The following is an 11,366-nucleotide window of genomic DNA, read 5'->3' on the forward strand; positions in this document are numbered from 1 at the left end:
TGCGCCGCTCGGCGGACGCCGTCGGGCGGCGAGTGCCCCCACGGACAGGACGACGGCGGTTACGGCGACGGCTCTTGCGATGGTGGTGAACATTGTCTGCACCTTCGGCTCGACAAGGGCGGCCGACGAGCCGCCCATACCCACCCCATCGTGCTCCGGGCTGGTCGCGGCGCACAAGGACCCTTCGGCCTCCTCACGAGTGCGCGCGACCGCCCGGAGTGCGATCAGCCGCTGAAGGCCTCGATCGGCGGGCACGAGCACACCAGGTTCCTGTCACCCGCCGCACCGTCGATCCGACGCACCGAGGGCCACACCTTTGCCCTGGCCTTGCCCAGCGGGAACACCGCGAGCTCACGCGAGTAGGGGTGGTCCCAGTCCGCAGCCAGGCAGCCCGCGGTGTGCGGCGCGCCGCGCAGCGGGTTGTCCTCCACCGGCCACTCGCCGGCGCCGACCCGGTCGATCTCGCCGCGGATGGCGATCATCGCGTCACAGAACTGGTCGATCTCGTCCAGGTTCTCGCTCTCGGTGGGCTCGACCATGAGCGTGCCCGACACCGGGAAGCTCATCGTCGGCGCGTGGAAGCCGTAATCCGCCAGGCGCTTGGCGACGTCGTCGACCGTGACACCGGTTTCCTTGGTGAGCGGACGCAGGTCGAGGATGCACTCGTGCGCGACCATGCCGTTCTCACCGGTGTAGAGCACAGGGAAGTACTCGTCCAGGCGGCGTGCGATGTAGTTCGCCGACGCGATCGCGGTGAGCGAGGCGCGCCGCAGTCCGGTCGCGCCCATCATCCGGATGTACGCCCAGGTGATCGGCAGGATCGAGGCGCTGCCGTACGGTGCGGCCGATACCGGACCCGATCCGCCCAGTTCCGGCGCCATCGGGTGCCCGGGCAGGAACGGGGTCAGGTGCGAACGCACACCGATCGGACCGACACCCGGACCGCCGCCGCCGTGCGGGATGCAGAAGGTCTTGTGCAGGTTCAGGTGGCTCACGTCGCCGCCGAAGCGCCCTGGCCGGGCCAGGCCGACGAGCGCGTTGAGGTTCGCGCCGTCGACGTACACCTGTCCCCCGGCGTCGTGCACGGCCGCGCAGATGTCCGCGACCTCGTGCTCGTACACGCCGTGCGTGGAGGGGTAGGTGATCATGATGGCCGCGAGCCGCTCGGCGTGGTCAGCGATCTTTGCCTTGAGGTCCGCCAGGTCGACGTCGCCGTTGGGACGGCAGGCGACCACCTCGACCCGCATGCCGACCATCACGGCGGAGGCCGCGTTGGTGCCGTGCGCGCTGGACGGGATCAGACAGGTGTCGCGGTGGTCGTCGCCGCGGCTGAGGTGGTAGTTCCGGATGGCCAGCAGGCCGGCGTACTCGCCCTGGCTGCCTGCGTTCGGCTGCAGGCTCACCGCGTCGTACCCGGTGATCGCCGCCAGCCAACCCTCCAGGTCGTGGATGATCTGCAGCATGCCCGGCGCGTCCGCCGTCGGCGCGAACGGATGCAGGCCCGAGAACGCCGGCCAGGTGATGGGCTCCATCTCCGCGGTGGCGTTGAGCTTCATCGTGCAGGATCCGAGCGGGATCATGCTCCGGTCGAGGGCGATGTCCTTGTCCGAGAGCATCCGCAGGTAGCGCAGCATCGCGGTCTCGGTGCGGTGCTTGGTGAACGCGGGGTGGGTCAGGTAGTCCGAGGTGCGGACCATCTCGGCGGGCAGCGAGGACGTGGAAGCGGCCGCAGGGGTGTCGGTCCGGACGCCGAAGGCGGCGAAGACAGACCCGAGGTGGGCCTCCGTGGTCGCCTCGTCGCAGGCGATGCTGACGTGGTCGGCGTCGACGAGGCGCAGGTTGACGTTCCAGCCCTTCGCCGTCTCGACGATCTCCGCCGCCCGTCCCTGCACGCGGGCCAGCACGGTGTCGAAGAACGACTCGTGCACGATCTCGACGCCCTTCGACCGCAGGCCGGTCGCGAGGGCGACCGCGCGCCCGTTCACGCGCTCGGCGATCGCCTTGAGCCCGTCGGCACCGTGGTAGCTGGCGTACATGGCGGCGACGATGGCCAACAGCACCTGGGCGGTGCAGATGTTCGAGGTGGCCTTCTCTCGGCGGATGTGCTGCTCACGGGTCTGCAACGCGAGCCGGTACGCGGGATCACCGTCGGCGTCGACGGACACGCCGACGAGACGGCCCGGCAGCTGACGGGCGTGCTTGGTGTGCACCGCCAGGTACCCGGCGTGCGGTCCGCCGAAGCCCATCGGGACACCGAAACGCTGCGTCGTACCGAAACAGGCGTCCGCCCCGAGCTCGCCGGGAGGGGTGAGCAGGGTCAGCGCCAGGAGGTCGGCTCCGACCGCGACCAGTCCGCCCCGCTCGTGGGCGGCCGCGATGAGATCCGTGTAGTCGACGACGCGACCGGAGGCGCCGGGCAGCTGGGCGAGCACGCCGAAGAACTCGCCATCGGGCAGGCCCTCGCTGAGATCGGCCTCCACCAGCTCGATGCCCAGCGGGGTGGCGCGGGTCTCGATCACGGCCCTGGTCTGAGGGAACAGATCGGTATCGATGACGAATCGCGGCGAACGGCTCTTGTTGGCCCGGCGCAGCAGCGTCATCGCCTCGGCAGCCGCGGTGCCCTCATCGAGCATCGACGAGTTCGCGACCTCCATGCCGGTGAGGTCGGAGACCATCGTCTGGAAGTTGAGCAGGGCCTCGAGCCGGCCCTGGCTGATCTCCGGCTGGTACGGCGTGTACGCGGTGTACCAGGCGGGATTCTCGAGCAGGTTCCGCACGAGCACGGGCGGGGTGAGGGTGTCGTAGTAGCCGAGACCGATCATCGAGGTCGCGACGGTGTTCCTGGCGGCCAGCGCGGAGAGCTCGGCCAGCGCCTCGTGCTCGGTGAGCGCGGCGGGAAGAGCGCTCAGGCCGTCGCTGATCCCGTCGGTCACGGTGTCGAGGATGCTGGCGGGAACGGCCTTCCCGGCCATCTCGTCGAGGCTACCGACGCCGACGACGCTCAGAATCCGCTCGAGCTCGGCGGAATCGGGGCCGATGTGGCGGTCGACAAATGAACGAGTACTGGCGTCTGACAAGGCAACTCCCGCGGCTGAAGGATCGTAGGCGCATTCGGCTCGACCCTGTCGGGCCGGGCGGAACGTTCCTCCCCCTCTGTCGCCTGCTCGTCGCCGCGAGCGCCTGAGAGATTGAGGGCCGTTGAGTATGGCCCCTTTCCCCGTGGGCGGGTGGGTGCTCCCACCGCTTTCCAGAGACGTCGTAGCCCGCACGGTCCTCGGTGCCTGAGAGATTGACGGGGAGGTATTGCTCCTTCGGCGTCCGGATTGTGCTCCGGAACTCTCCCATGCGGCGGCGACGTACCCCGAATTCTAGGCTACGTTCGACCCCTTGTGCGCCCACGGACCTGTCGGCGGGGTGTGCCGCGCGCCACGTCGACCGCGTGCGCGCCGAATCGGGCTATCCGGCGCGGCTGGCCCGGTTCTTGCGACGCGACGCGAGCTCGTCCTCCGGGCTCAGTTCGCTCTCGCCACCGTCGGCCCGCTCGGCCGGGAAGTCCGCGATCGTGCCGGTCAGTTCGCGCATCGCGCCACTGACCGCGATCCCGAATACACCCTGACCGCCCTGCAGGAGGTCGACGACCTCTTCGGCGGAGGTGCACTCGTAGACGGTGGTGCCGTCGGAGAACAGCGTGATCTTGGCCAGATCGCCAACGCCGCGCTGACGCAGGTGGTCGACGGCGACCCGAATGTTCTGCAGCGAGATGCCGGTGTCCAGCAATCGCTTCACGATCTTGAGGACGAGGATGTCCTTGAACGAATACAGGCGCTGACTGCCGGATCCTGCGGCCCCGCGGATCGACGGCACGACCAGTGAAGTTCGCGCCCAGTAATCGAGCTGGCGGTAGGTGATGCCCGCGATCTGACACGCGCTCGGCACCCGGTAGCCCACCAAGTCGTCCGGCACCGAGTCATCGGGAAAGAGGCCCGGCTGAACATCCTCGACACCCTCGGACGGGGCGAGGCCGCGCTGAGGCTCTTGCGGATGATCTCCCACTGACTGCTCCCTCTCGCATGGAATTCCATACCGTGGATTCGACTCAGAGTACGCCTCGGGGTGAATCACATGGTGTGCGTTCGATGGATCAAAGCTATTGCGACGATTGACCAGGGTCAACGCAACACGCCGAACTCTAAACCTCAACTTGAGGGTGAGACCGTATCGTTGCCCAGGCCACTATTTCGACGCCGTCTCTCGACAGCGGGATCACACTAACCGTCAGTTGCCTTGAAATCGTCCGGCGACACGGATTCGAGGAATTCTTTGAACTTCTCGACCTCGTCCTCGCGCTCATCGGGCATCACCAGCCCTGCCTCCGCCAGCACCGCTTCGTCCGCGTAGATCGGCACGCCCGCCCGCAGCGCGATGGCAACCGAATCGGACGGCCGGGCCGAGATCCTCAGGTCGTCGGCGAAGACCAGGTCGGCATAGAAGGTGCCCTCCTGCAGATCCACGATCCGGACCTCGCGCAGCGCGTTACCGAGCGCCGTGATGAGCGTGATGATCAGGTCGTGGGTGAGCGGCCGCGCCGGCTCCACGCCCTGCTGCTCCAGCGCGATCGCGGTGGCCTCGGTCTGGCCGATCCAGATCGGCAGGTACCGATCCCCGTCGGCCTCGCGCAGCAGCAATACGGGCTGATTCTGTGGCTGCTCGACACGAATCCCGATCACACGCATCTCGCTCATCGCGTCTGCCTCCCGTCTGATCGGCCTTACCGGCATCGACCGCACTCATCGCATGAAGCCGTACCCAAATTCTAAGCGAACCCGGCGACCCATTCGACTCTCGCCGAACAGGTGCAGGTCGTGACCACTCCGGCCGGGCGATCGTCAGCGGTCGAGCGCGCCGCGGACGGCCGCCTTGACCAGACAGGTGTGCAGAGTGAGCGACAGCGCGGCGAGTTCACGCACCATCTCCTCGGCGCGGTCACGCGCGCCCGCGTCCCTGCCCTTCGCGACGGGACCGGCGATCTGGGCGACCAAACCGGCCTCCCGGTCGGCCGCGAGCTTGAACGCGCGCAGGTGCCGCACCTCGAGTCCGAACTCGGACATCGCCTTTGCCGCCCGTGCCAGGGTGACCGCGTCCTCGTCGAAGAAGCCCGCGACGCCCGGCACGATCAGCCCGCTGCGCAGCAGTTCCGACAGGAATGCCTCGTCCGCACCGGATCGCGCGATCAGGTCGGTACGGCTGATGCGGACCTCGCGATTGGCCCGGAACTCCTCGGGCGAGACCTCGCCCGGCGCGATGGCCAGGGCCCGCGGCCGTCGCGGGGCCGACTCCGTCGACCCGACCACCGCGACACCGCTGTCGATCGCCTCGAGCTGTTCCTTGATCACCTTCAACGGCAGGTACTGATCGCGCTGCGCGGTGAGCACGAACCGCAACCGCTCACAGTCGGTCAGCGAGAACCGGCGGTAACCCGACGGTGTCCGCTCCGGACTGATCAGCCCCTCCGCCTCGAGGAATCGAATCTTCGAGATGGTGATGTCGGGGAAATCGGGACGTAGCCGATCCAGGACGGAGCCGATCGACATCCCGCCCTCGGTCCGCTGCCCGACCGCTGTCATCAGCTACCCGCACCCGCAGCGGAACTACCGGCGCCGCGGGGGCCGGTGAGGTACACGAGTCGGAACTTTCCGATCTGCACCTCGTCACCATTGACGAGGGTTGCCGAGTCCACCGGCTCACGGTTGACGTAGGTGCCGTTGAGGCTTCCGACGTCGACCACCTGGAACTCGTTCTGATCCTGGCGGAACTCGGCGTGCCGACGGCTGACCGTGACGTCGTCGAGGAAGATGTCGCTGTCCGGGTGGCGGCCCGCCGAGGTGGTGGGCTGGTCGAGCAGGAATCGGGAGCCCGCGTTCGGGCCACGCTTGACGACGAGGAGCGCCGAACCGGCGGGCAGGCCCTCCACTCCGGAGACCTGCTCAGCGGCCTGCGGAGCAGCGGTCGTGCTGTCCAACTCGTTGAGGAAATCCGCCCGGAAAACCGACGTTGTCTCAGCCGGCGATTCTCCAAAAACCGCGTCGCTGTCGTTCTCGCTCACCGTTTCTCCTCCTGAAGTCCGATCGGTCCGGGAACCCTCCCGGACAAATCTTCTCGACACAATCACATTCCGATACGGACCTACGCCCCGACAAGGCGGATGCGCTCCCTATCGACCGTACCCTGCGAATGCCTCTCACGTGGGCACTCGCAGGTCGATCCACGCGTGTCCTAGCCGCCCGCGATGGCCTGGTAGCCCGGTGCGTCCAGCATCTCGCCCAGCGCGGCGTCCAGCGTGGCCTCGTCGGCCACCTCGAGATCGACCAGCCAGCCGTTTCCGTACGGCTCAGAGTTGACCAGCTCGGGGCTGGACTCCAAATCCGCGTTGGCCACAATGACTTTCGCGTTCAACGGAGCGTAGATGTCCGACACGCTCTTCGTCGACTCGACCTCACCGAGCGACTCGCCTGCGACAACGGCCTCGTCGACCGCGGGCAGCTGGACGAAGACGACGTCACCGAGCTGCGACTGTGCGAAATCGGTGATCCCGATCCGCACGGTCGTCGGCCCGGTCCGCTGCACCCATTCGTGCTCCGCGGTGTAGCGCAATTCGGCCGGGATGTTGGTTTCACTCAAGGTGAGAAGTCCTTTCGATCGCACCGGCGCGCGAGAATACCGCGCGGTACCGGATTCAGTTTCCTGGCTGAGCGTATTGACGAGGCTTCGTCTCCCGCAAGGCGGTGATCGTGACCTGCTGAGATTGCTCGACGGCCAGCCTTCCACCGCTGCGGGCGACGGTGTCGATCACCCCGCCGGGAATGTTCAGAGCGGCCGCAAGGGTCGGTGGGTCGCCGATGGCGAGCACCTCGTACGGCGCCGCCAGTTCGGTGCCGTCGACCTTGAGCTGACCGGGAGAACCGGTGACCCAGGAATCGACACCGATCCGCACCGGCTCACCCCCCTCACCACGTATGGAGATCGCCTCGGCGCCTGCCGCCCGCAACTCCTGGATGAGGTCCAAGATCACCTCGGAGCCGACATTCGCGCCTGGGTCCGCGACCGTCAGCACCACCCCGGGACCGGCCGCGGGCACGGCCCCCACCTGGATCGACAGTGCGGTCAGGCGCGCCCTGGCCTCGTCCAACGCTGCTTGGGAACCGCCGCCGCTGCGCTGGAGCGTTGCGAGGGTCTCCTCGAGTCCGGCGATCTCCTGCCGCAGCGAGGCCTCTCGCTGGCCGAGGTTGTCGAGGAGCACCAGCAGGTCAGCCGGGCGCGCCGAGTCCAAGGTGTCGCCCGAACCGGTGTTCCGCACCTGGGTGGCGATGGCGACCCCGAGTGCTGCCAGCAGCAACACGGCCAGCAGCCCGAAGACGACTCTGGAGCGACGCGCCGAGGCGGACAGCTCGGTATGCCATTCGTGCTTGCCCTCATGCCCGTTCACGGGTGATCACGCCCCGAACAGCCGGCGCCGCAGTGCGGCGGCGTTGCCGAAGATCCGGATGCCCAGCACCACCACGATCGCGGTCGAGAGCTGCGTGCCCACCCCAACTGGTCACCGAGCCACACGATCAACGCCGCGACGAGCACGTTGAACACGAAGGACACGACGAAGACCTTGGCGTCGAAGATCTCGTCCAGGTAGGCGCGCAGCCCGCCGAACACGGCGTCCAGCGCCGCGACAACGGCGATCGGCAGATACGGCTGGATCGCATCCGGGACCTGCGGACGGAACACCACGCCCGCGACGATCCCCGCGACGAGCGCGAGCACCCCGTAGACGGCGTATCCGTTCTTGACTGCCTTGACCGGCTTCACTGGCCACCCACCTCGTGTGCGCTCCTGATCTCCCTGGCATTCGCGGCCGGGAGGCTGACATCTTCTTCTTCGGCGACGGTGAAGCCCACCCCGTACAGCTGCGCGACGCCCGACATCCGCAGGTACGCGTCGCTCACCACGAACCCGGTCTGCAGACGGTCCGCAGGCCCGATCGCCGAGATCGCGTACGGCGAGAACACCGGCTGATTGTCGACGAGCATCGCCCCGCCCGCCTGGCGGATGGTGGCCGAAGGGCCGATGCGGACCCCTCCGACCGAGACGGCCTCGGCTCCGCTCGACCACAACGCGTTCACCACCGACTGGATGTCACGGTCGAGGACCACCGCCTTGGCGGGGCCTGCGCCCGGCCTGCCGCGGTCGGACAGGTCCGGACGGGCTGCCGGGTCGGTCAGCGTGACGGTGAGCCCCGCGCCGTGCACCGCGTCCAGCGCGGCGGCCTGTTCCATCGTGGCCAGCCGGGCCAGTACGTCGGAACCCTCGGCGTCGCCCGCCAGCACCCTGGAGCGCAGCGCCTCGGTCTGTGCCGCCAGCTCGTCCCTGGTGCTCGCGAGGCCGCCACCGCGTTCCTCCGCGGCGTGGACCTTGGCCAGGATCTCGCTGCGAACCTGGTCGGTGCCGGGCTCCCGGTCGTTCGCCTGTGCGTAGGCGATCCCGAAGACCAGTCCGAGGACGATTCCCCCGGCCACGAGCCAGCTCCCGGAATGCAGCGGGCGGTGCAGGGAATGCCCCCTCGCCCGGTCTTCGGCCGCCGCGGCATAGCCGGGGTCGAGGTGGTCGTTCATCAGGGACCGGAGCAGCGAGGGCACCGGATTGCGGCGGACCTCGCCGTCGGTCACCGCGCCCGGTCCGTTCGCGGGACCTCCCGCGCGATGTTCCGCGCGGCGAGCAGGTACAGGATCGCGGTCCAGACATAGAGCCCGGTCCCCCACACCAGGAGCGCATACCCCCAGGCCCGGGCGATCGGCGCAATCGCCCAGTCGCCCTGCGCGGCGAGCACCAGCGGCAGCGCGAACATCAGCGCGAAGGTCGCGGCCTTGCCGAGGTAGAGCACCGCGGGCGGCGGCAGACCGCGACTGCGGTAGATCGGCAGGGTAAGCGCGAGGATCACGTCCCGACCGATCAGCACCGCGGCCACCCACCACGGGATGATCCCGCGGATCGCGAATGCGACAAGGGTGGAGACCACGTACAACCGGTCCACCAACGGGTCCAGCAGCGCGCCAAGCCGCGAACTCTGGTTCAGCAGGCGCGCGAGCTTGCCGTCGGCCCAGTCGGTGAACCCGCTCAGCATCAGGATCGCGAGCGCCCACCCGTCGGCGTGCGGGCCGAGCAGCAGATAGACGAACAACGGGACACCGACGAGCCGGACCACGCTGAGAAGATTCGGCACGGTGACGATCCGGTCGGACATGATCGGCGCGGTCGCGACGTCCGCCACCTCGCGTGGCCGGTCTCCGCTGCCCATTCGTCCCCCGTGTCCCTCGTCCGCCAACTGCCTCGAACAGCTTTTCACATGGCGGACGGGGGTGCCGGGACGCGGGCGACCGTATCGGCGGTCAGGCTGCCCAGGTAGAGCCAGCCATCGGCCTCGCGGACACCGGTGATCGGCGCGTAACTGCCGGCGCCACCCTGCAAGCTGTGCACCACGGCACCCGAGGCATCGAGCCCGAGCACCCAGCCACGCTGGTCGGGTTCTGGCTGCGCCCAATGCGGCAGGTTCGCCGCGACGACCCTGAGTGCCGGGTGCGGGGCCAACAGGTCCAGCAGGCGCATCCGGGGGCTGTACAGCGCCACCCAGAAGACCCCGTCGGGCGTCTGCGAGGTCACGTTGTCGGGAAGGCCGGGGAGGTTCTCGGCCCAGATCGACACCCGTCCCGCGTCGGGGCCCGCGAGCTCGACCCGGCGGATCTGATAGGCCCCGGTCTCGGCGACCACCACGAAGGACTCGTCCGCGGCCAGTCCGACCCCGTTGGCGAACTGCAGCCCGTCCGCAAGCAGGTCGGTCTCCCCTGTCGCCGGGTCGAACCGGATCAGCCGGCCGGTGCCACCGTGCTCGAGCACGTCGGTGCGATGCTCGGCCACGGAGAACTTCGCCGAGGAATCGGTGAAGTAGATGGTGCCGTCCCGCCCGACGGCGGAGTTGTTGCACGCCACCAGAGGTCGCCCGAGCGCGGTGTCGGTGAGGGTCTCGATCCGACCGGCTTCGTCGACGCGCAGCACCCCGCGCTCGCAGTCGCAGATCAGGTACCTGCCGTCGTCGAGGATCTCGACGCCGAGGGGTCGGCCGCCGGTTTCGGCGATCAGGGACGCGCGGCCGGATTCGTCGAAACGCCAGACCTTGCCGTCATCGGTGCCGGTGACCAACCGCCCCTGGTGATCGACCGCGACGTCCTCGGGCCCCTTGCTCCCCGGCATCGCCCAGCGCTCCGCACCGTCGAGCTCGGCGCTGGGGGCGAGCGGACCCGTGAGCGGCGGTGGGGCAGGCGGGTGCCACGCCACGGGATCGATTCCGGTCCGGTCGAGGCTGCGCAGGGCCGAGAGCAGGATTCCCATGGCGGCCACGGTAGACGGTCACCCGGTCCGCCCGCAGTGGCTTCCTGCGGCTTCTCCGGTGCGGGAAGACCTACCGGGAGGCGAAGTCCGGCTGACCGAGATCGTCGACCCGCGTCGGCCGCCCGTGCAGGACCACCTCGCGGAACTGGTAGATGATCGCCGCGGTCGGCGCGAAGATCCGCGCGCCCCGGAACGGCCACTCGATCAGCGGCCCCGCGGCCCCTCGAGCGACAGGAACTGCGGTTCGTGATCGAGCTCGGCCAGGCTCACCTGGAAGACGTACTCCACCTCGTCGGCGTTCGGCCGAATCGGCTCGTCGAGTTCGCCCACCCAGATGACCACCGGGGTGATGACGTAGCCGGACCTGGTCACGAGATCGTCGAGATTGCCGAGCACGGCCGACGGCGGTGCCAGCACGCCGAGTTCCTCCGCCAGCTCCCTCAACGCCGCGTCCCCTGGTGACTCCCCCGGATCGATGCCACCGCCGGGCAGCGCGAACTGGCCTGGGTGCGCACGCATGGTGCTGGGCCGAACGGTGAGCAGCAGCGAGGGCACCCCGTCGGTGGTGACCACCGCCAGCGCGACAGCCGCGCAGCGGTGCCCGGCGCGTTCGGCAGTGCGCGCCTCGAACGACGCCAGCGCGGCCGCGCAGGTGTCACGAGTGAGGATCGGCTCCCGGTCTGCGTCCATCCGTCGACCCTAGCCCGCCGCGAGAACGAGAAAGGCGGCCCCGGATTACTCCGGAGCCGCCTTCTTCTGTCGGGCTGACAGGATTTGAACCTGCGACCACTTGACCCCCAGTCAAGTGCGCTACCAAGCTGCGCCACAGCCCGTCCACTCCCTTGCGGGCGCTCGATGAGATTACATCAGTGACAGTCGACTGAGCGAATCGGCTGCTCGCGGCCGGTTTCCTCCATCGGAGTGCACCCAACGAA

The 11,366-nt window shown here is 68.7% G+C and carries 10 protein-coding genes, 1 tRNA gene, 2 pseudogenes and 1 riboswitch; all 13 genes and pseudogenes read right to left on the minus strand.

The window, feature by feature from the left end; genetic code table 11:
- Positions 1 to 224 precede the first annotated feature (224 nt).
- The 13 genes and pseudogenes from gcvP to BTZ20_RS13900 all read right to left on the minus strand — a co-directional run bounded on the left by gcvP (position 225) and on the right by BTZ20_RS13900 (position 11,264).
- Positions 225 to 3,077, minus strand: coding sequence for an aminomethyl-transferring glycine dehydrogenase (gene gcvP / locus BTZ20_RS13840; RefSeq protein WP_077041767.1), 2,853 nt, complete (start codon positions 3,075 to 3,077; stop codon positions 225 to 227).
- Between the two features lie 181 nt (positions 3,078 to 3,258).
- Positions 3,259 to 3,354: riboswitch (glycine riboswitch) on the minus strand.
- 102 nt (positions 3,355 to 3,456) lie between these two features.
- Positions 3,457 to 4,053, minus strand: a complete 597-nt coding sequence (locus BTZ20_RS13845) for a MerR family transcriptional regulator (protein WP_077041768.1) — start codon at positions 4,051 to 4,053, stop codon at positions 3,457 to 3,459.
- 215 nt (positions 4,054 to 4,268) lie between these two features.
- Positions 4,269 to 4,742 (minus strand): bifunctional nuclease family protein, encoded by a 474-nt coding sequence (locus tag BTZ20_RS13850; protein ID WP_077041769.1) that lies wholly within the window; start codon positions 4,740 to 4,742, stop codon positions 4,269 to 4,271.
- 144 nt (positions 4,743 to 4,886) lie between these two features.
- Positions 4,887 to 5,624, minus strand: coding sequence for a MerR family transcriptional regulator (locus BTZ20_RS13855; RefSeq protein WP_077041770.1), 738 nt, complete (start codon positions 5,622 to 5,624; stop codon positions 4,887 to 4,889).
- Positions 5,624 to 6,103, minus strand: a complete 480-nt coding sequence (garA, locus tag BTZ20_RS13860; protein WP_072749715.1) for a glycogen accumulation regulator GarA — start codon at positions 6,101 to 6,103, stop codon at positions 5,624 to 5,626. Before garA ends, BTZ20_RS13855 begins: the two co-directional genes overlap by 1 nt.
- 170 nt (positions 6,104 to 6,273) lie before the next feature.
- Entirely contained in the window at positions 6,274 to 6,678 is a 405-nt protein-coding gene (gene gcvH / locus BTZ20_RS13865) for a glycine cleavage system protein GcvH (RefSeq protein WP_077041771.1), read from the minus strand.
- 55 nt (positions 6,679 to 6,733) lie between these two features.
- Positions 6,734 to 7,483, minus strand: coding sequence for a DUF881 domain-containing protein (locus tag BTZ20_RS13870; protein WP_077041772.1), 750 nt, complete (start codon positions 7,481 to 7,483; stop codon positions 6,734 to 6,736).
- A gap of 6 nt (positions 7,484 to 7,489) precedes the next feature.
- Positions 7,490 to 7,857: pseudogene (locus BTZ20_RS13875) on the minus strand (small basic family protein).
- On the minus strand, positions 7,854 to 8,660 hold the full coding sequence (locus tag BTZ20_RS13880) for a DUF881 domain-containing protein (RefSeq protein ID WP_077043704.1): 807 nt from the start codon (positions 8,658 to 8,660) through the stop codon (positions 7,854 to 7,856). The pseudogene BTZ20_RS13875 and the gene BTZ20_RS13880 overlap by 4 nt, the downstream one beginning before the upstream one ends.
- Positions 8,661 to 8,710: 50 nt before the next feature.
- A complete protein-coding gene (locus BTZ20_RS13885) occupies positions 8,711 to 9,343 on the minus strand; it encodes a CDP-alcohol phosphatidyltransferase family protein (RefSeq protein ID WP_077041773.1) in 633 nt (210 codons plus the stop codon).
- A 44-nt stretch (positions 9,344 to 9,387) separates the two neighbouring features.
- Positions 9,388 to 10,431 carry an SMP-30/gluconolactonase/LRE family protein gene (locus BTZ20_RS13890; RefSeq protein ID WP_077041774.1) on the minus strand — a complete coding sequence of 348 codons (1,044 nt, stop codon included), beginning with the start codon at positions 10,429 to 10,431 and terminating at the stop codon, positions 9,388 to 9,390.
- 70 nt (positions 10,432 to 10,501) lie between these two features.
- Positions 10,502 to 11,121: pseudogene (locus BTZ20_RS13895) on the minus strand (NUDIX hydrolase).
- Between the two features lie 69 nt (positions 11,122 to 11,190).
- A tRNA-Pro gene (locus BTZ20_RS13900) sits at positions 11,191 to 11,264 on the minus strand.
- Between the last annotated feature and the right edge of the window lie 102 nt (positions 11,265 to 11,366).

The organism is Rhodococcus sp. MTM3W5.2, from assembly GCF_001984015.1.
Lineage (GTDB): Bacteria > Actinomycetota > Actinomycetes > Mycobacteriales > Mycobacteriaceae > Rhodococcus_G > Rhodococcus_G oryzae.

Bases quoted from the DNA above. Each gene is read 5' to 3' on its own strand.
- BTZ20_RS13850 (WP_077041769.1), bottom strand. From the start codon at position 4,742: ATGAGCGAGATGCGTGTGATCGGGATTCGTGTCGAGCAGCCACAGAAT.
- BTZ20_RS13855 (WP_077041770.1), bottom strand. From the start codon at position 5,624: ATGACAGCGGTCGGGCAGCGGACCGAGGGCGGGATGTCGATCGGCTCC.
- BTZ20_RS13890 (WP_077041774.1), bottom strand. From the start codon at position 10,431: ATGGGAATCCTGCTCTCGGCCCTGCGCAGCCTCGACCGGACCGGAATC.
- BTZ20_RS13880 (WP_077043704.1), bottom strand. From the start codon at position 8,660: ATGAACGACCACCTCGACCCCGGCTATGCCGCGGCGGCCGAAGACCGG.
- BTZ20_RS13885 (WP_077041773.1), bottom strand. From the start codon at position 9,343: ATGGGCAGCGGAGACCGGCCACGCGAGGTGGCGGACGTCGCGACCGCG.